This window comes from Kineococcus rubinsiae, assembly GCF_011839805.1.
GTDB lineage: Bacteria > Actinomycetota > Actinomycetes > Actinomycetales > Kineococcaceae > Kineococcus > Kineococcus rubinsiae.
Genome location: NZ_VWPY01000001.1, coordinates 337,056 through 354,914 on the forward strand (window position 1 = coordinate 337,056; position 17,859 = coordinate 354,914).

Consider the following 17,859-nt stretch of genomic DNA (forward strand, 5'->3'; position numbering starts at 1 on the left):
CTCAGCGTGCGGGCGCGGGGGCGTCCTGTCCACGAGCCGCCGGTCGACGGGCTCCGCGGGCCTCAGCCGCCGACGTGGATGCTGGGCCGGCGCGCGGCGTCCGGCTCGGCCGAGCGGAGGATCTCCCGCACGACGGGGGCCGTGTCCCCGCGGCCCAGGATCAGGTACCGCATGAGGTGGCCCAGCGGGTTCCCCTCGGTCCACTCGAAGTGGGCGTGCGGCCGGACGCCGGTCGCGTCGCGCAGCGCGAGGAGGATCGCCGCGATCGCGTTCGGGGCGGCGGGCGCCTCGGTGCGCAGGACCCGGAACCCGCCGACCACGACCCCGCGCACGCAGAGGACGTCGGAGAACGCCGACGGGTCGACGACGGCCACCTCGAGGAACTCGACGTCGGCCCCGCCGGGCACCGGGTCCATGCCGCGGATGCGGGCCTCCTTGGCCGCGTACTCCTCGGGCGTCCCGCTGCCCGGGCGGTTCCCGATCAGGTGCAGGGCGCCGTCGAACTCCAGGGACTCGGTGATGATGCGCCGCGCCTCCTCGTCGAACTCGATCCGCTCGGCGCGCAGCTCCGTGGTGCGCGAGACGCGGGACACGAGGGAGACGACGACGATGCCCGCGATGAACAACCCCGAGATGGCGATGCCGTCGGGCTTCTCCCAGACGTTGTCGAGCAGCGCGTACAGCAGGACCGCGGTCAGCAGCCCGAACGCCGGGGTGGCCACCCGCTGGCGCCTGCGGGCCGAGGACACCGTGACGGCCACGGCGCCCGAGACCATCATCGCCAGCACGCCCGTCGCGTAGGCGCCGGCCTGGGCGTCGACGTCGGCGTGGAACGCGATGGTGAGCAGGACGCTGATCGCCGTGTAGACGAGGACGACGGGCCGCACGGCGCGGCCCCACTCCGGGGCCATCCCGTACCCGGGCAGGTAGCGGGGCACGATGTTCACCAGGCCGGCCATCGCGGAGGCGCCCGCGAACCACAGGATCAGGACGCTGGAGACGTCGTAGGCGGTGCCGAAACCGTTGCCCAGCCGCTCGTGCGCCAGGTAGGCCATCGCGCGCCCGCTGGCCGCTCCGCCGTCGGCGAACTCCGCGGGCGGGATGAGGACGGTCGTGACGAAGCTCGTCGCGAGCAGGTAGACGCTCATGATCAGCGCGGCCGCCGTCAGCAGCCGGCGCGTGTTGCGCACCCGCGAGGCGAGCTGCTCCTCGGGCGTGCGGCCCTCCGCCGCGACCAGCGGCATCATCGAGACGCCGGTCTCGAAGCCCGACAACCCCAGCACCAGCAGGGGGAACGCGAGCACGGCCGGACCGAGGACCCCGCCGAACCCGCCGCCGCCCGCCGTGAGCCGGTCGGTCCACGCGCTGAACGACGCCCCGTCGGCCACCACGTCCGCGACGCCGACGACCACGACGGCGGCGTTCAGCAGCAGGAACGCGGCGACGAGCGGGATCGCCACCGTCACGGCCTCGTTGAAGCCGAGGAGGAACACCCCGCCCAGCACGAGCAGCAGGGCGACCGTGATGAGCACGGCGTGGCCGTCGAGCGCGGCCGGCAGGTAGGGGTTCTCCAGCAGGTGCACGCTCGCGTCGGCGCTGGACAGGGTGATGGTGATGATCCACGAGGTCGCCACGAAACCCAGGAGCACGAGGACGAACACCTTGCCCCGCCAGAACGGCAGGAGGTCCTCGAGCATCGCCACGGAACCCTGCCCGTGCGGGCTCTCGGCGGCCACGCGGCGGTACATCGGCAGCATCCCCAGCAGGGTCAGCGCCACGATCAGCAGGGTCGCCACCGGGGACAGGGCCCCGGCGGCGAGGGCGGCGATGCCGGGCAGGTAGGACAGCGTCGAGAAGTAGTCGACACCCGTCAGGCACATGACCTTCCACCAGGCCTGCGGGTGGACGTGCTCGCCCTGAGCGGCGGGCCCTGCGGGCTGCACGCGGTTCGCCAGCAGCCAGTGCCGGAACCCGGTCGCGGGCGGCCGGGGGCCTGTCGCGGGGCAGTCCACCTCGGCCGGGACGGCGTAGTCCTCCCCGACGCTCACCGCTCGGTCGAGGACAGGTACGCGGCGACCAGCTCCTGCGTCAGGCCGCTGCCGGGCGGGGCGCCCTCGACGGTGATCGCACGGCGCCCGTCCGGGGTCTGCTCGAAGAGGTCCCAGTCGCCGTCCAGGCGCGGCTCGAGCGCCAGTCCGCGGCGCTGCGCCTCGGCGGTGAGCTCACCGATCCGCGGGGCGACGCGGTCGGCGAAGGGGTCGTCCCCCAGGTGGTCGTCCATGGCCCGAGTCTGCCGCCGGGGGCCGGACGCGGCGACACGTCGCGGCCGCGGTGACCGCCCCCCGCCCTCGGGACGCCGGCCGCCAGGCGGGTCGGTAGGGTTCCCGCGACGGTCGACGGAGACGGGGACGCAGTGACGATCAGGCTCATCCACGCAGGGCTCGGCGGCTGGGGCGGGGACTGGGAGGCGAACGCGATCGGGCCGGTCGCGGAGGTCGACCGCGTCGCCGTGGTCGAGCCCCACGAGCCCACCCTGCGCCGGTTCCAGGAACTCCGCGGTCTCCCGGACGCCGCGTGCTCCACGTCGTTCGAGGAGACCCTCGCGAGCGTGGACGCCGACGCCGTGCTGCTGACGACGCCCGTGCGCACCCACGTGCCGATGGCGCTGCAGGCCCTCGAGGCCGGCAAGCACGTCCTCGTGGAGAAGCCGTTCGCGAGCACGGTCGAGGAGGCCGCGGTCGCGGTGCGGCGGGCGGAGGAGCTCGGGCTCGTGCTGCAGGTCAGCCAGAACTACCGGTTCTACCCGGCCCCGCGCGCGGCGCAGCAGCTCCTCGCGGCGGGCGAGCTGGGCGACCTGTCCGGCATCAGCGTCGACTTCCGCCGCTGGGACCACGACGCGGCGGCGGGCACCTACGGCCACTACGACTTCCCGCACCCGCTGATCCACGACATGGCGATCCACCACTTCGACCTGCTGCGCAAGATCACGGGCCAGGAGGCGGTGCGCGTGTTCGCGCGGGCGAGCGACCCGGACTGGAGCCGCTACGCCGAGGAGGCCGCCGCGGTGATGTCCATCGAGCTCGCCGACGGCCTCGTCGTCAGCTACCGCGGCAGCTGGGTCAGCCGCCTGCCGCAGACGAACTGGGGCGGCACCTGGACGGTCGACGGGTCCGAGGGCGCGCTGACCTTCACCACCCGCGCCGGGGGGCCCGCGGGCCCGGACGGCGACGCCGTGACCGTGTTCCGGCCCGGCGCCGACCCGGCACCCGTCCCGCTGCCCGAGATGCCCCTGTGGGGACGCTCCGCCGGCTTGCAGGAGTTCGCCCGCGCCGTCGAGGGCGGTCCCGCGTCGGAGGCGAACGCCCGCGGGAACCTCGGCAGCGTGGCCCTCATGGAGGCCGCGACCCGGTCCGCGGCGTCCGGGCGCGTCGAGGACGTCGTCGTGCCCGCCGACCTGCGCGTCCCGCCCACCCCCCGCACGGAGGTCCCCCGGTGAACGACGCTCCCGTCCGCGTGACGGTCTGGAACGAGAACGTCCACGAGTCCACGGGCAACCCGCCGAGCATGGCGCAGGACTACCCCGACGGCCTGCACGGCGCCATCGCCCAGGCCGTCGCGGAGCTCGTGCCCGGGGCGCAGACGCGCACGGCGGTGCTCTCCGACCCGGAGCACGGCCTGAGCGAGGAGGTCCTCGCGCAGACCGACGTCCTCATGTGGTGGGGGCACGTCGCGCACGGCGACGTCGCCGACGAGGTCGTCGACCGCGTGCAGCGGCACGTGCTGGCCGGGATGGGCCTCGTCGTCCTGCACTCGGGCCACTTCTCGAAGATCCTCATCCGGCTGCTCGGCACCACGTGCTCGCTGGCGTGGCGCAACGAGGGCAAGCGCGAGGTCGTCTGGACCGTCGCGACCGCGCACCCGATCGCGGCGGGGGTCCCGAACCCCTTCGTCATCGAGCAGCAGGAGATGTACGGCGAGCCCTTCGACGTGCCGGCGCCCGACGAGCTGATCTTCATCAGCGCGTTCCCGGACGGCGAGGTGTTCCGCTCCGGCATGACGTACCTGCGCGGGCGCGGGCGGATCTTCTACTTCAGCCCGGGCGACCAGGAGTACCCCGTCTACCACCACCCCCAGGTGCGGCGGATCCTCGCCAACGGCGTGCGGTGGGCGCACCAGCCCGGCCTGGAGCGCGCCGTCCCCGCCGTCACGAACCCCGCCACGGGACCGTTCTCCCCCTCCGGGGACTGACCCGACCTAGGCTGCGGGGATGGCGACGTCCCCCACCGCGGCGCAGGTCCTCGAGCTCGCCGGCCGCGAGGTGACGATCACCAACCCCGGCAAGGTGGTGTTCCCCGACGCCGGCCACACCAAGGCCGACCTCGTCGCCTACTACCTCGCGGTCGCCGACGGGGCGCTGCGCGGGGTCCGCGGCCGGCCCATGGTCCTCAAGCGGTTCGTCAAGGGGATCGGCGAGGAGGCCGTGTTCCAGAAGCGCGCCCCCGCCAAGCGCCCCGACTGGGTCGAGGTCGCGGAGCTGCACTACGCGTCGGGGACGTCGGCCGCCGAGACGGTCGTCCGCGACGAGGCCGGGCTCGCCTGGGTGGTCAACCTCGGGTGCGTCGACCTGAACCCGCACCCGGTGATGGCCGAGGACCTGGAACACCCCGTCGAGCTGCGCATCGACCTCGACCCGATGCCGGGCGTGGACTGGCAGCAGATCGTCGACGTGGCGCTCGTCGCGCGCGAGGTCCTCACCGACCACGGCCTCACGGCGTGGCCCAAGACGTCCGGCTCCCGCGGCATCCACGTCTACGCCCCGCTCGACGCCGTGCACGCCTACCGCGAGGTGCGCCTCGCCGCGGAGACGGTGGCGCGCGAGATCGAGAACCGCGTGCCGGAGCTCGCGACGAGCCGGTGGTGGAAGGAGGAGCGCCAGGGCGTGTTCGTGGACTTCAACCAGAACGCCAAGGACCGCACGGTCGCCAGCGCCTACTCCGTGCGCGGCCGCGCCGACGCCCGGGTCTCGACGCCGCTGGAGTGGGACGAGGTCCGCGAGGTCGACCCCGCCGAGCACACGCTGACGACGGTGCCGCGCCGGTTCGCCGAGCGCGGCGACCCCTGGGCCGGCATGGACGGCCTCGGAGGTTCCCTCGGCCCGCTGCTGGAGCTCGCGGAACGGCTCGGGCCGGCCGAGAAGGCCCCGCGCGGCAAGGGGTCGCGCACCATGACGGTCCCCGTGATCGAGGTGGCCCGGGCGCGCACGAAGCCCGAGGTGCTCGCGGGCCTGGAGACGTGGAAGGGCCGCCACCCCGAGGTCGTGCCGCTGCTCGAGGAGCGCGACGTGCTCGTCGACGGCATGCGGGGCAGCAGCTCCCTCTGGTACCGGGTGCGGATCAACCTGCAGCACGTGCCCGAGGAGCTGCGGCCCGAGCAGGCCGCCCTCGAGGTCGACTACGACCCGTGGGCGACCTACCGCGGGAGCCAGCGCCGCCGCTGACCCTCAGCGGCGCAGCACGTGCCCGGCCCCGCGCGGCAGCCGCAGGCCGCCGACGGTGCTGGCCAGGGCGGCCACGGCCATGACGAGGAGCGCCACCCGGTACCCGTGAGGTGCTGCGGCGCCGGGGGTCAGGGCCTGCGCGCTGCGGACGGCGAGCGCCGCGACGGCCACCCCGAGGCCGGTGGCGAGCTGGGCGCTGACGGCGGCCAGGGCGTTGGCCGGGCCCATCCGCGGCGGCGGGACGTCGGCGAACTGCAGGGTGTTGTAGGCCGTGAACCCCACCGAGCGGGCGACCCCGGAGACCAGCAGCACGAGGGCGACCAGCGCCCGCGGGGTCCCGGGCTGCAGCGCCGCGCTCGCGACGAACGTGGCCGCGAGGACGACGGCCGCGACCAGCGCGATCGGCACGACGGGGAACCGGCGCAGCAGCGGCGTCGTGAACGGCTTGATCCCGAGGTTGCCCACGAAGACCCACATGAGCATCAGCCCGGCGTCGACGGGGCTCCAGCCGAAGCCGTCCTGCAGCAGCAGCGGCACGAGGAACGGCGCGGCGCTGACGGCCGCGCGGTAGACGGACCCGGACCCGTTGGAGACCCGGAAGGTGGGGATCCGCAGGGTCGTGAGGTCCAGGAGGGGGTGCTCCGCGCGGCGCAGCCACCACCACGACGCGAGGCCGCTGACCGCGGCGAGGACGAGCAGGGCGCTCCCGCGCCCCGCCGTGGCCGGGTCGGTGACGGCCTCGAACCCCAGGACGAGCGCGGCGATCGCGACGGCGCTGCCGAGGAGGCCGGGGACGTCCAGGGGGCGCCGGCGCGTCGCCACGTGCGGCACGACCCGCCAGGCCACGACGAGCAGCAGCACCCCGACGGGCACGTTGACGAGGAAGATCCACGGCCAGCCCGCGTACTCGGTGAGCAGGCCCCCGACGAGCGGCGCCACCACGGGCGCCACGAGGGCGGGCCACGTCAGGTAGGCGATGGCGCGCACCAGGTCCGCCTTGCCCGTCTCGGCCAGCACCACGAGCCGCCCGATGGGGACCATCATGCTGCCCGCGAAGCCCTGGACCAGGCGCGCGAGCGTCAGGGTCCGCAGGTCCGGGCTCAGCGCGCAGGCCACCGACGCCAGCGTGAACAGCGCCACCGCGCCGAGGAACACGGGCCGGGAACCCCACCGCTCCGCGAGCCAGGACCCGAGCGGGATGAACGCCGCGACCGCGACCAGGTAGGCGGTGATGGCGATGCTGACCTGCGCGGCGGGCACGCCGAAGCCGCGGCCGATCGAGGTGGTCGCCGTCGCGAGGATCGTCGCGTCGAGGTTCTCCATGAAGAACGCCGCGGCGACGACCAGGGCGACGGAGCGCGACCAGCCGCGGGCCGCGGGGTCGCCGAGCGTGGAGGGCAGGGAGCTGCCGCCGGGTCCGCTCACCGGCCGTCGTCGTAGCGGCGCTGGGCGTCCAGGACGCCGCCGAGGTGCTCGACCGCCCACTCCTCCAGCGCCCGCAGGGGTTCGCGCAGGGAGGTGCCGGCCGCGGTGAGGCGGTACTCCACGCGCGGCGGGACGACGGGGTGCACGGTGCGGGTGACGAGGCCGTCGCGCTCGAGGGCGCGCAGCGTCTGCGTCAGCACCTTGGGCGAGACGCCCTCGACGCGGCGGGCCACCTCGGAGAACCGCAGCGTCCCCTCCGCGAGCGCCCCGATGACCAGGACGGTCCACCGGTCGCCGATGCGGTCGAGCACCCGGCGGGTCGGGCAGGCCTGCCGGTAGGGGTCGCCCGCGGGCACGGGGGCGGCGGGGTTCGGCGAGGGGGGGCTCGCGAGGTCGGGCACGCCCCACAGGTACCAGGCGGGGGCGCTTCCGTCCACGCAGCGACTACCCCTCGGGAACCGCCTCGCCGCGCAGCACGGGCGCGGGCCCCGCCGCGGGCAGCGGGGTCCGGGACCGCACGGCGCGCAGCAGGGACGCGACCGCGACGACCCCGGCGGCCGCGCCCCAGACGGCGACGACCACCTCGGCGGGGGGCACGACCGAGTTCACGACGGCGCCGGGCAGCGCGACGACGAGCCACTCGGGCCGGCGGGCCAGGGCGGCGAGCGCGACGACGGGCAGCGCGTACCAGGGGTAGTTCGGGGTCAGCACGAGCAGCGTCGTGCCGTACAGGACGACCGCCCCGACGAAGGGCCGCTCCGGGTCGGTGCGCCACGCGACGACGACGGCGACGGCCAGCAGCACCGCCACCGCGAGCGCCGAGCGCGCGGCCGGCGGCACCTGCAGCACGGCCAGGACGGAGAACTTCGTGGCGCCGGAGTCGAAGCCGTTCTCGTCGAGGTAGCCGCCGAGGTAGCCGAACACCAGTCCCCCGGCGCCGAGCACGTAGGGGACGTAGGTGGCGGCGACGGTGAGCAGCGCGACGGGCGCCGCGAGCCAGGGCCCGAAGCGGTGCCGCAGCGGCACGGTCACGGGCAGCAGCGCGAGCGGCAGCAGCTTCGCGGACACCGCGAGGCCGAGGGCGATGCCGCCGAGGACGGGCGCGAGCACCCTGCGGCGCAGGCTGAGCAGCGCGAGGGCGGCCACGGCCGCGGCGGCCACGAGGACGTCGGCGTGGGCGCCGTTGCCCGTCTCGGCCAGGGTGACCGGCGCCCACCCCCACACCAGCGCCCAGCGCGGGTCGCCGCCCCGGCGCGCCAGGACGAGGCCGATGACGAGGGTGGTGAGCAGCGCCAGCAGCGCCGAGCTGATCTGCAGGCCCAGGGTCCCCGCCGACCACGGCGTCACGAGCGCGACGGCCGCGAACCAGGCCTCGGCCGCCGGCGGGTAGATGGTCACGGTGCGGGGCCGGTTGATGCGCACCCGCGGGTCGTCGTGGATGACGGCGTCGAACGCGGCGCGCTCGCGGGGCAGGTCGCGCACCGTGGTGAGGCCGCTGCTGTCGTCCGGGCCGAGGCCGGGGAAGAGGATCGGGTCGCGCAGCCGCGCGAGCGCGTCGTCGGCGGGTGCGTAGCGGTAGGGCGAGACGCCCGCGACCTGCACGCGGCCGTCCCAGGCGTAGCGGTAGGCGTCGGTGGACGACAGCGGGATCGAGCTCAGCCCCGGCAGCTGGCAGAGCGCCGCCACGAGCAGGACGAGCCCGAGCGCGCGGCGCCGGCTGCGGGGCGTCGCGGGGGCCGGCGCCCGCAGCGCCCACCAGGCGCTGAGCCCGAACGCGGCCCAGGAGGCCAGCAGCACCGCGAGCCACGGGGCCCGCGCCGCGCCCATGGGCCCGACCACCAGCATGGCGACGGACGCGGCGACGCTGACGGCCCCCGCGACGGCGAGCCGCACGAGCCCCGGCCGGGCGAGGTCGGGTTCCGCGCCGCCGGCGCTCTCGCTCTGCACGCTGAGGACGATCCCAGACGCGCTCGCGGCCCGCCCGGGCGCCGTGCCGGGGCGGGCCGCGGACGTCAGGTGGTCGCCGCGGTGCCGGTGCCCCCCGTGCCGGTGTCCCCCGTGCCGGTGTCCGCGGGCGCCGGGCGGGTCCCGCCGCCGAACCCGCCCCGCCCGCCGCCGCCGCCGGCCGCGGCCGTCTCGACGGTCGCCGCGGTCGCGGTGCCGACCTGGGTGAGCCCGTCGACGGTCGTCGTGCTCGTCGCCCCGGTGCCACCGGCCCAGACGGTGTACGTCTGCCCGGCGACGAGGCCGGTCGCGGCGACGACGACGGAGGTCGCCGCGGGCTGCGGGTAGCTCGCCACGACGTTCCCGTCGGCGTCGGCGAGGGCGACGAGCTGCCCGGCGCTCACCCCGTCCGTCGCCACGGTGACCGCGGCCGGCGCGCTCAGCGTGCCGTTGACGTCGAAGGCGCCGTCGCCGCCGCCTCCGCCCGCCGCGGCGCTCACGACCGTGGTCCCCCCGCTGATCGTGGCGGACCCGTTGGAGTCGATCCCGTCGCTGCCGGCGGTGACGAGCACCGTTCCGCCGCTGACGGTCAGCAGGACCCCGTCCTCCGCGTCCTCGCCCCCGCCGCTGACGCTGCCGTCGGTCGCGTTCAGGCCGTCGTCGGAGGCGGTGACGTCGACGGCGCCGCCGGTGACGGTGATGACCGCCGCCTCGAGGCCCTCGCCGGAGGCGGGGACCGTGAGGCTGCCGCCGGTCACGTAGACGGCCCCGACCGCGTCGGCGCCGTCGGACTCGCCCGAGACCGTGAGGGTGCCCCCGTCGACGAGGATCCAGCCCAGCTCCCCGGCGGTGTCGTCGTCGGACTTCAGGCCGTCGCCGCCGGCGCGGACGGTGAGGTCCCCGCCCTCGACGACGAGGTAGTCCTTGCCGCGCAGGCCGTCGTCGACCGCGTCGACGGTGATCGTGCCGGACAGGACGACCAGCCCGTCCTTGCTGGCGATGCCGTCGTTGCTCGCCCCGGTGACCGTCAGCGAGCCGGTGCCCGCGATGGTCAGGTCGGCCATCGAGAAGAGCGTGGCGGTGGGGGCGTCCTCCTGGTCGTCGTCCGCGGCGGAGGCGGCCGAGTCCGCCAGGACGTTGGTGGAGCCGTCGGCCAGGACCACGACCGCCTCGTCCGCCGCGGTCACGACCAGTGGCGACGTGGTCGAGGACGTGAGGTCGACCCCGTCCAGGACGAGGACGACCTTCCCCTCCCCCGCGCTGTCGACGACGACCTGGCCGTCGGTGAGGGTCCCGGACAGCGTGTAGGTCCCCGCCTGGGTGATCGTGACGACGTCCCCGTCCACGCTCGCGCCCGCCCCGTCGACGGTGCTGGCGCCGTCGGCCAGGGAGACGGCCGTGGCGGTCGACACGTCGACGTCCCCGTCGTCGGCCTGGGCGTGGGTGTCGGCGAGGGTGGGCACGGTCGAGGCGATCGTGCTCGCGTCGACCGTGCTGCTGCTGGAGGCGCTGGTCGAGCCGGTGACCGCGTCGGTGCCGGCGGTGCACGCCCCCAGGGCGAGGACGAGGGCGGCGGCGCCCGCGGCGACGAGGCGGCGGAGCGGGGCGGGGTGCGTCATGAGGTGGTTCCTCCGGTGGGCCGGGTCGGGCAGGACAGGTGGCGTTCGAGGGCGCGGTGCCACTTCAGGCGCGGCAGCCCGGGGTGCAGGGCGGCCATGCCGGCCCCGAACTTCGAGATCCGCACGGGCCGGTGCCCCCGCGCCCAGAGCAGGCGGTCGACCGGCGAGGGCGTCGACCCGGTCTTCGTCTCGACGATCGCGAGCCGCGGGCGCGTGAGCTCCCGACCGCTGGTGAGCGAGGCCCAGCCGAGGTCGACGTCGACGGTGACGCGGGCGGCGGCGCCCGGGAGCAGCAGCGTGCTGCGCCGGTAGGTCGTCACGAGCACGGGCCGCAGGGCTCCCGCGGTCCCGGGCCCCACCACGCCGTCGAGCAGGGCGGTCCCCTCGGGGCAGAAGGCTCCCTGCGCCGGGCCGGGACGGGCGAGGCGCCGCTTCACGGTCTGGTTCCGCGGGCCGGCGGTCTTCACCTCCAGCCACGTCCCACCCGTGTCCTCGTAGGTCCGGTCCCGGACCTTCCACCGGCCGCGGGAGGAGCGGCCGGAGGTGAGGTAGCTGCGCAGGTCGGGGGTGTCGAAGTACGTGGAGCGGTAGCCGAAGTCGCGCTCCCCGTCGATGCGCAGGACGCGGGTGCCCGGGGGCACCTGCCCCAGGAGGGCGTCGACCTCGTCGATCCCGACGACGTACTTGCGGTCCACCCGGACCAGCAGCTCGGCCTCACGGACCAGGTCGTCGAGCCCGACCGCCGGGAGGTGGCGGAGCCGGACCGGGGCCGGGCTCACCGCAGCGACTCGACGCGGTGAGGCTCGAACCGCTCGGCCGGGACGACGGCGGGAGCCGTCTCCGCGGCGGCGGGCGGCCGGTAGCGGACGTCGACGAGGGTCGTGTCGTTGACCAGGTCGGTGCGCAGGACCTTCGTGGCGAGGACCGGTCCGCCCACGAGCGCCTCGAGGTGGTGGCGCAGCGCCGTCTCGTCGGTGTGGGCGCGGTCCAGCAGGAGCTGCTGGGAGCGCGTGCGCGGGCTGACGCGGGGGTGGTCGCCGATCGCGACGGCGGCGAGCACGGCGGCCATGAGCGCCAGGTCGACGAGGTCGGCGCCGGCGCTTAGCCCGCCGAGCAGGCCCAGCGCGAGCGCCGCGAAGTAGTAGGCGACCTCGTGCTGGGACAGCTCCTCCGACCGCAGCCGGATGATCGACAGGATGCCGAACAGGCCGAGCCCGAGGCCGGCCCCGATGGTGCTGCTCGCGAGCGCCGCGGAGACCGCGAGGACCCCGACGTTGGTCGTGAGGAAGGCGACGACCAGTTCCGGGCGGCGGTGGCGGGGCAGGAAGAGCCCGAAGACGAGGATCGTGATCCCGGCGAGGTCGGCCAGGGGAAGGACGTACGGGGCCATGGGATGCCCTCCGGTTCAGCGGCAGGTGGACGACACCACGGAACCGGAACCGCCTGTCCCCCTGCGCTGACCCTCCCGTGCGCCTCCTGTGAGCCGCGGGCAGGTCCCGGGTCGGGGGACCCGGGTCAGCCCTCCCGGCCGGTCGGGACCCGGCTCCTCCGGCGGAACTGCGGGGCGAGGGACGCAGGCGGTGCGAGCAGCGCCAGCCGGGCGCCCGCCTCGACCACCGCGGCCGGGAGGTCGACGCGGGGCACCGCGCGGGCGAAGTACCAGCCCTGCGCGGCCCCGCAGCCCGCGGCGCGCAGCTGCTCGGCCTGGCGGGCGTCCTCCACGCCCTCGGCGACGACCGACATGCCGAGGGCCCCGGCCAGGGACAGCACCGCCAGCACGAGCGCCCGGTCGCGCGGGCAGGAGGCCATCCCGGCGACGAAGGAGCGGTCGACCTTCACGACGTGGAAGGGCAGCTCCTGCAGCTGCGACAGCGAGGAGTAGCCGGTGCCGAAGTCGTCCAGCAGCAGCGTCACGCCGAGGTCGCGCAGGCGCTGCAGCACCTCCGCGGCGGTGCCGCCGGTGACGACGGCGGTCTCCGTGAGCTCCAGGCCCAGGCTGGCCGCCCCCAGGCCGTGGCGCGCCAGCAGCTCGGCGACCCGGTCGGGCAGGGCGGCGGTGAGCTGGTGGGCGCTGACGTTGACGGCGACCTGGAAGTCCTCGTCCACCTCGCCGCGCGCCCGCCAGCCCGCGAGGTCGCCCAAGGCGCGGTCCAGCACCCAGTCCCCCAGCGCGGCCACGAGCCCCGCGCCCTCGGCGACGGGGACGAACTCGTCCGGACCGACGGCTACGAGCTCCGGGCTCGACCAGCGCAGCAGCGCCTCGGCCCCGAGGGTGCAGCCGGCGGCGGCGCCGGAGAGGGCGACGACCGGCTGGTAGTGGACCGTCAGCTCGTCGCGCTCCACGGCCTGCTGCAGGCCCTGCTCCAGCATCAGCAGGCGCTCGGCGCGGGCGGAGACGTCGTCGGAGAACAGCCGGAAGGCCCCGGGGCCGCTGCGCTTGGACTCGTACATGGCGGCGTCGGCGTCGCGCAGCAGCGTCCGCGGCGTCGCCCCCTCCCCGGCGACCGCGACCCCGGTGCTGCCGCTGACGTGCAGGCTGCGCCCCCCGACGGCGAACGCCCCGCCCCACACCGCGGTGAGCCGGGCGGCCACCCCGACGGCGTCCCGCCCGGCGCCGAGGCCCTCGCAGACCACGGCGAACTCGTCGCCGCCGAGGCGGGCCAGCACGTCGCCGGGTTCCAGCGCCGCCAGCAGCCGGGGCACCACCTGCTGCAGCAGCGCGTCGCCGCTCTCGTGGCCGAAGGTGTCGTTGACGTGCTTGAACCGGTCCAGGTCGATCAGGAGGACGGCCACCGTGCCGCCGCGCGCGGCGCGCCGGGCGAGGGCCGCGCGGGCGGCGGCGGTGAGGATGCGGCGGTTGGGCAGCCCCGTCAGGGGGTCCTGGGTGGCGCTGCGCCGCAGCCGGGCGGTCATCCGCGACGTCAGCATGCTGGTGATGAGCACCGTCGCAGCGAAGATCACCACACCCACCGCCTTCGCGGCCGGTGCGCCGGGGACCCACCACGAGGCGACGACCAGGGCGGTGCAGCCCGCGGCGACGTGCAGCCAGCGGGCGCGCGCGGAGAAGATCCCCGCGTAGGGCGCCGTCCACAGCAGGAACAGCAGCAACGGGCCGCCCGGGGCCCGGGCCACGACGTGCGCGACGGCGACGACGACCTGCGCGGACAGGATGCAGGCGTGGGACAGGACCGTCAGCGTCGACGAGGACACCCGCACCACGCTGACGACGCCCATCGCGGTCCCGGCGCCGAAGGCGGTGAGGGCGCAGGCCAGGACCGGCGTCCGCGTCGCGTCGGGCAGGACCAGCAGGGCGAAGGCCAGGGCCAGGGCACCGCCGAGGACGTACTGCAGGCCCAGCACGCGGGCCAGGCTGCGGCGGGTGAACACGTCGTCGGCGACCTCGGCCGCGACCAGCGGCGCGAGTGCGCGCCACATCTGAGCGAGATCCACGAGCGAACCCCTCCAGCCCCCGCCCCGCGGGGCGCCCGCCCCTACCGTCGCTCCGACCGTACTGCAGCCGGTGCGCAGCGGGCGGTGGCCGGACGGCGGGTCGTCAGAGCCAGTCCTTGGCCCGGAACACCGCGTAGAGGCTGACGCAGACGCTGAGGATGACCCCGAGCACGACGAAGTACCCGTACCGGGTGCTCAGTTCCGGCATGTTCTGGAAGTTCATGCCGTAGATCCCGGCGATCGCCGTCGGCACCAGGGCGATCGCCGCCCACGCGGAGATCTTGCGCATGTCCTCGTTCTGCCGGGCCGCGACGCGGTTCTGCCGCACGCTGACCTGCGTGAGGTGCGCCTGCAGCACATCGGTGAGCAGCCGGTCGTAGCCGTCGATCGCGTCCACGGCGCGCAGCAGGTGGTCGAGGACGTCGCGGTAGTACGGGCGCTTCTCGGCGGCGATCGTGGCCGACGCCGTGGAGCCCGGGTCCCCCTCGACGAGGCGCTGCAGCGGCCCGACCAGCGGCCCGACGGACCGCTTGAACGTGAGCACCTCGCGCTTGAGCTTGTAGATCCGCTCGGCGTGGTCGTCCTCGCCCCCGCTGAACACCGCCGCCTCGATCTCCTCGATGTCGATCGCGATCTCGTCGACGGCCTCGGTGTAGCCGTCCACGACGTGGTCCAGGAGGCGGTACAGGACGGAACCCGGGCCCGTCGGGGCGTGCTGCGCGTCCGAGTCCACCTCGGCCCGCACGCCCGCGACGACGGTCGACTCGCCGTGGCGGACGGTGATGAGGAAGTGCTCCCCCAGGAAGATCGCGATCTCGCTGACGTCGACGACCTCGTCGTGGTCGACGTAGCGCACGGGCTTGAGGACCGCGAACGTCATGCCGGGGTACTGCTCGAACTTCGGCCGCTGGTGGGCGTTGATGGCGTCCTCGACCGCGAGCGCCGGCAGCTGGAAGAACCCGGCGAGCCGCTCCAGGTCCCGGGCGCTGGTGCCGTGCAGGCCGATCCAGACGAACCCGCCGTCGGTGCGGGCGGTCGCCAGCGCCCCGTCGAGGTCGTCGACGCGGCAGTGCCCGCCCTGGGCGTCGTAGAGCTTGCAGTCGACGACGGGCAGCATGGCCAGCCCGTCGCCCCGCCCGCGCGGCGCGGCGTGGTCGGCCTCCGCCTCCGCCTCCGCCTCCGCCGGGACCGGCGGCGGAGCGGCGGCCGGGGGTGCGCCCGCGCGGCGGCGCAGCGACAGCGGTCGAGCGGTCACGGGGTTCCTCCTCGGGGCGGACGGTGCGGGCGGGCCGCCGGACACGTTCCCACTGTCACACCTCCTCCTCGCGCACGGGTCGCGCCGCCTCGTCGGGGACGAGCACGTGGGCGTGCCCGGCCAGGGGCAGGTCCAGCACCATCGTCAGCCCGCCGCCCGGGGTGTCCTCCGCGACGAGGTGGCCCCCGACCGCCTCGGCCAGGCCACGGGCCACGGCGAGCCCCAGCCCGAGCCCCGCGCCGGAGCGGTCGCCGAGCCGCTGGAACGGCGTGAAGGCCCGCTCCTTCGCGGCGCCGGCGAGGCCCCGGCCGTGGTCGACGACGAGCAGCCGCACCTGCCGGCGGCCGTCGTCCACGGAGACGCTCGCGACGACCTCGACCCGCGCGGGTGCCGCGGCGCCGGGGCCGGCGCCGCCGCCGTGGCGCTGGGCGTTCTGCACGAGGTTGGCCACGACCCGCTGCAGGAGACCGGGGTCGGTGCAGACCGGCGGGAGGTCCGCGGGCACGTCGACGGAGAGCCGCGCGCCCTCCCGACCCGAGACGTCGAGACCGGGGACGTCGAGGCCGGCGACGGCGAGGTCGACGACCTCGTCGAGGCCGACGACGACCATCCGCGGCTCGACGACGCCGCTGCGCACGCGCGTGAGGTCCAGCAGGTCGTCGATGAGCCCCTGCAGGCGGTCCGCCGAGCCGCCCACCGAGGCGAGCAGCTCCGCGCGCTCCGCCGCGGACAGCTCGATGTCGGTGGCGCGCAGGCTGTCCACGGACGCCTTGAGGGTCGCCAGCGGGGTGCGCAGGTCGTGGGAGACCGCGGTGAGCAGGGCACCGCGCACGGCGTCGCCCTCCTCCAGGCGCCGGACCTGCGCGGCCTCGGCGCGCAGCCGCTGGCGCTGGCGCAGCGCGGCGAGCTGCCCTGCGAAGGCCACCAGGACGCGGCGGTCGTCGGCGCTGATCAGCCGGCCGCGCAGGGCGAGGCAGACGGTGTCCTCGACGACCACCTCGGCGTCTGCGTCGGCCGGTGCGCCGCACGCGGGGTCCCCGGCCGCGGCGACCAGCCGCCAGGGCGACGCCGCGTCGTCGCGCTCGAGGAGGCTCACGGCGTCGACCGCGAACGTCTGGCGGGTGTGCTCGAGCGCCTCGTCGAGGGGGTGGGCCGCGACGAGGGCGGTGCGGGTGAGGACCGACAGCGCCTCGGTCTCGGCGCGGCTGCGGGCCGCGTCCTGGCTGCGGCGGGCGGCGCGGTCGACCGTGCCCGACACCGCGACGGCGACGAGCAGGAACACGCCGAGGGCGGCGGCGTTGGCCGGCTGGGCGATCGTGAGCTGGTGCAGGGGCACGGTGAAGAACCAGTTCACCAGGAGGCTGCCGAGCAGGGCCGCGCCCAGGGCGGGCCACACCCCGCCGGTGAGGGCCGCGGCCACCACGACGACGAGGAACGGCATGAGATCGGTGGACAGGTCCTGGGGCGGCAGGGCGAGCAGCAGCGCGGTCAGGACCGCGGGACCGCCGAGGGCGACGAGCCAGCCGAGCAGCCGGCGGCTGGGCGAGAGCGCGGCGCGCGCGCGGCGCGGCAGGCGCAACCCCTCGGGGTGCTGGTCGTGGGTGACGACGAGCACGTCGATGGCGCCGGAGCCGCGCACCACGCCGTCGCCGACGCTGCGCCGGAACAGGGCCGACAGGCGCCCGTGCCGGCTGGCGCCCACGACGATCTGGCTGGCGTTCAGCCCGGTCGCGAACTCCAGCAGCGACTGCGCGACGTCCTCCCCGACGACCTGGTGGTAGGTGCCGCCGAGGGTCTCGGCCAGCGCCCGCTGCTGGGCGAGCAGGACCGGGGAGGAGCGCACGAGCCCGTCCGCGCTGGCCACGTGCACCGCGTGCAGCTCCCCGCCGGCCCCGCGGCCGGCCAGGCGCGCGGCCCGGCGCACGAGCGTGTCCCCCTCGGCTCCCCCGGTGAGGGCGACGACGACGCGCTCGCGCGCCGGCCAGGGCGCGTCGATCCCCTGCTGCGCGCGGTAGCGCTCCAGCCCCTCGTCCACCCGGTCGGCCAGCCAGAGCAGAGCGAGCTCCCGCAGGGCCGTGAGGTTGCCGAGGCGGAAGTAGTTCGACAGCGCCGCGTCCACCTTGGTGGAGGCGTACACGTTGCCGTGCGAGAGCCTGCGCTGCAGGGCCTCCGGGGTCATGTCGACGAGCTGGACCTGCTCGGCGCGGCGCAGCACCTCGTCGGGGACCGTCTCGCGCTGGCGGACGCCGGTGATGTGCTCGACGACGTCGTTGAGGGACTCCAGGTGCTGGATGTTCACCGTGGACACGACGTCGATCCCCGCCGCGAGCAGTTCGGCGACGTCCTGCCACCGCTTGGGGTTCTTCGCCCCCGGCACGTTGGTGTGGGCGAGCTCGTCGACGACGGCGACCTCGGGGGCGCGGCGCAGGACGCCCTCGAGGTCCAGCTCGTCGAACTCCACGCCGCGGTGGGTGCTGCGCTGCCGCGGCATGACCTCGAGCCCCTCGAGGGCGGCGGCCGTGCGCTCGCGGCCGTGGGTCTCCACGACCGCGACGACCACGTCGGTGCCCCGCTCGGCCCGGCGGTGGGCCTCGTCGAGCATCGCGAAGGTCTTGCCGACCCCGGGGGCGGCGCCGAGGAAGACCCGCAGCCGGCCGCGCTCGCCCACG

Annotated in this window: 14 protein-coding genes; 3 read left to right on the forward strand and 11 right to left on the reverse strand. The window is 75.8% G+C overall.

Translation table 11 applies throughout. From position 1 onward, the window contains the following. Nucleotides 1-62 precede the first annotated feature (62 nt). A complete protein-coding gene (locus F1544_RS26030; protein ID WP_167581215.1) occupies nt 63-2,048 on the reverse strand; it encodes an APC family permease in 1,986 nt (661 codons plus the stop codon). Continuing rightward, nucleotides 2,045-2,281 (reverse strand): hypothetical protein, encoded by a 237-nt coding sequence (locus tag F1544_RS01620; protein ID WP_167581217.1) that lies wholly within the window; start codon nt 2,279-2,281, stop codon nt 2,045-2,047. Before F1544_RS01620 ends, F1544_RS26030 begins: the two co-directional genes overlap by 4 nt. A 132-nt stretch (nt 2,282-2,413) precedes the next feature. On the opposite strand from F1544_RS01620, the gene F1544_RS01625 reads away from it, so the two are divergent. From F1544_RS01625 to ligD, 3 genes are read left to right on the forward strand one after another with little or no spacing between them, the layout of a single operon-like run. After that, the gene (locus tag F1544_RS01625; protein ID WP_167581219.1) at nt 2,414-3,496 is read left to right on the forward strand and encodes a Gfo/Idh/MocA family protein; all 1,083 of its coding nucleotides are present in this window, start codon (nt 2,414-2,416) and stop codon (nt 3,494-3,496) included. Beyond that, nucleotides 3,493-4,248 (forward strand): ThuA domain-containing protein, encoded by a 756-nt coding sequence (locus tag F1544_RS01630; protein ID WP_167581221.1) that lies wholly within the window; start codon nt 3,493-3,495, stop codon nt 4,246-4,248. The genes F1544_RS01625 and F1544_RS01630 overlap by 4 nt, the downstream gene beginning before the upstream one ends. A gap of 19 nt (nt 4,249-4,267) precedes the next feature. Further along, the gene (gene ligD / locus F1544_RS01635; RefSeq protein WP_167581223.1) at nt 4,268-5,497 is read left to right on the forward strand and encodes a non-homologous end-joining DNA ligase; all 1,230 of its coding nucleotides are present in this window, start codon (nt 4,268-4,270) and stop codon (nt 5,495-5,497) included. Nucleotides 5,498-5,500: 3 nt separating this feature from the next. On the opposite strand, the gene F1544_RS01640 is transcribed toward ligD, so the two are convergent. The 9 genes from F1544_RS01640 to F1544_RS01680 form a co-directional block, all read right to left on the reverse strand. Continuing rightward, nucleotides 5,501-6,922, reverse strand: a complete 1,422-nt coding sequence (locus F1544_RS01640; protein WP_208971050.1) for an MFS transporter — start codon at nt 6,920-6,922, stop codon at nt 5,501-5,503. Then, a complete protein-coding gene (locus tag F1544_RS25115) occupies nt 6,919-7,278 on the reverse strand; it encodes a winged helix-turn-helix transcriptional regulator (RefSeq protein WP_167581406.1) in 360 nt (119 codons plus the stop codon). Before F1544_RS25115 ends, F1544_RS01640 begins: the two co-directional genes overlap by 4 nt. A gap of 88 nt (nt 7,279-7,366) precedes the next feature. Next, nucleotides 7,367-8,869, reverse strand: a complete 1,503-nt coding sequence (locus tag F1544_RS01650; protein ID WP_167581225.1) for an MptA/MptB family glycosyltransferase — start codon at nt 8,867-8,869, stop codon at nt 7,367-7,369. A 65-nt stretch (nt 8,870-8,934) separates the two neighbouring features. Continuing rightward, nucleotides 8,935-10,485, reverse strand: coding sequence for a carbohydrate-binding domain-containing protein (locus F1544_RS01655; protein WP_167581227.1), 1,551 nt, complete (start codon nt 10,483-10,485; stop codon nt 8,935-8,937). After that, complete coding sequence (locus tag F1544_RS01660) at nt 10,482-11,264, reverse strand: polyphosphate polymerase domain-containing protein (protein ID WP_167581229.1); 783 nt, start codon at nt 11,262-11,264, stop codon at nt 10,482-10,484. The genes F1544_RS01655 and F1544_RS01660 overlap by 4 nt, the downstream gene beginning before the upstream one ends. Next, nucleotides 11,261-11,875 carry a DUF4956 domain-containing protein gene (locus F1544_RS01665; RefSeq protein ID WP_167581231.1) on the reverse strand — a complete coding sequence of 205 codons (615 nt, stop codon included), beginning with the start codon at nt 11,873-11,875 and terminating at the stop codon, nt 11,261-11,263. Before F1544_RS01665 ends, F1544_RS01660 begins: the two co-directional genes overlap by 4 nt. Nucleotides 11,876-12,000: 125 nt before the next feature. Beyond that, a complete protein-coding gene (locus tag F1544_RS01670) occupies nt 12,001-13,935 on the reverse strand; it encodes a putative bifunctional diguanylate cyclase/phosphodiesterase (protein ID WP_167581233.1) in 1,935 nt (644 codons plus the stop codon). 103 nt (nt 13,936-14,038) lie between these two features. Beyond that, a complete protein-coding gene (locus F1544_RS01675; RefSeq protein WP_167581235.1) occupies nt 14,039-15,190 on the reverse strand; it encodes a magnesium and cobalt transport protein CorA in 1,152 nt (383 codons plus the stop codon). Between the two features lie 55 nt (nt 15,191-15,245). Next, nucleotides 15,246-17,858: a DUF4118 domain-containing protein gene (locus F1544_RS01680; protein ID WP_308469823.1), complete on the reverse strand. Its 2,613-nt coding sequence runs from the start codon at nt 17,856-17,858 to the stop codon at nt 15,246-15,248. Between the last annotated feature and the right edge of the window lies 1 nt (nt 17,859).

Excerpts from the sequence above, each read along its gene's own strand:
- F1544_RS01620 (WP_167581217.1), bottom strand. The coding sequence starts at position 2,281 with ATGGACGACCACCTGGGGGACGACCCCTTCGCCGACCGCGTCGCCCCG.
- ligD (WP_167581223.1), top strand. The coding sequence starts at position 4,268 with ATGGCGACGTCCCCCACCGCGGCGCAGGTCCTCGAGCTCGCCGGCCGC.
- F1544_RS01655 (WP_167581227.1), bottom strand. The coding sequence starts at position 10,485 with ATGACGCACCCCGCCCCGCTCCGCCGCCTCGTCGCCGCGGGCGCCGCC.
- F1544_RS01665 (WP_167581231.1), bottom strand. The coding sequence starts at position 11,875 with ATGGCCCCGTACGTCCTTCCCCTGGCCGACCTCGCCGGGATCACGATC.